At 61.7% G+C, this 736-nt stretch carries 1 protein-coding gene; it reads right to left on the bottom strand.

Going from position 1 to position 736, the window contains the following annotated elements:
- Positions 1 to 164: 164 nt before the first annotated feature.
- Positions 165 to 722 carry a hypothetical protein gene (locus EOC06_RS13020; RefSeq protein ID WP_128307949.1) on the bottom strand — a complete coding sequence of 186 codons (558 nt, stop codon included), beginning with the start codon at positions 720 to 722 and terminating at the stop codon, positions 165 to 167.
- Positions 723 to 736 lie beyond the last annotated feature (14 nt).

Raw genomic sequence — 736 nt, 5'->3', positions numbered from 1 at the left:
GTCATGGACGGAGCCGTCGAGATACACGACCTTGTGGTAGCCAATGCCAGACCAGCCCCGGGCGCGGTGCCAAGCGTCGATTTCCTTGACGCTGACTTCGCGGCCCTCGGGAGTGGCGGTACAATGCCAGATCAGTTCTTTGATCGGGCGTATTGCGGTTTTCCTTAGATGCTAGAACGGGCGAGCTTCTGCTTGACAGCTTCGCGGAACGCCGGGTCCTTGTGGTATTCGGGCTTGGCCTGATCAGCGAGCATCTGCGCGAGGCTCGTGTAGACATCACTTGCGCCCTGCGGAGTGTTCGCCTGATTGATCAGCTTTGCCGGGGAGCCCTTGGCCTTCACGTAGTCGGCCTTCAGTGCCTTGATGGCCTGTTCGGCGCGGTTCTTGTCGCCGGAGTTCACGGCGTCGTTAAACACCTTGACCTTGGCGGCGTCGTAGCCCTGCGCGGCCCAAGCGGTCATCTTGCCGAGTTCTTCAGCGCCACCAGCGGCAGCGTGAGCAGCCGAGACGTAGGCATCAGCCTTCGACTTGCGGTACTCGATGAAGTCGTCAACCGTTTCCTTCGGGAAGCCAGCCTTGTCGAGCTTCTCATACGAAGCGTCCGACAGCTTGCCGTCCTTGTCGAACTCGGCCTGGAGTGCGTCCATGCCAATGCCTGCGGCGTCGGCGGCGGCCTTAGCGGCCTTCTCGTCGGCGTCTTCCTGCTCGGCTTCGGCCTGCACTACCTCGGCTTCAG

The sequence above is a fragment of the Mesorhizobium sp. M7A.F.Ca.MR.362.00.0.0 genome (assembly GCF_004023175.1).
Taxonomy (GTDB): Bacteria; Pseudomonadota; Alphaproteobacteria; order Rhizobiales; family Rhizobiaceae; genus Mesorhizobium.
The sequence above is the reverse complement of the archived record's forward strand: the minus strand, read 5'-3'. Positions and strand labels throughout refer to the sequence as shown.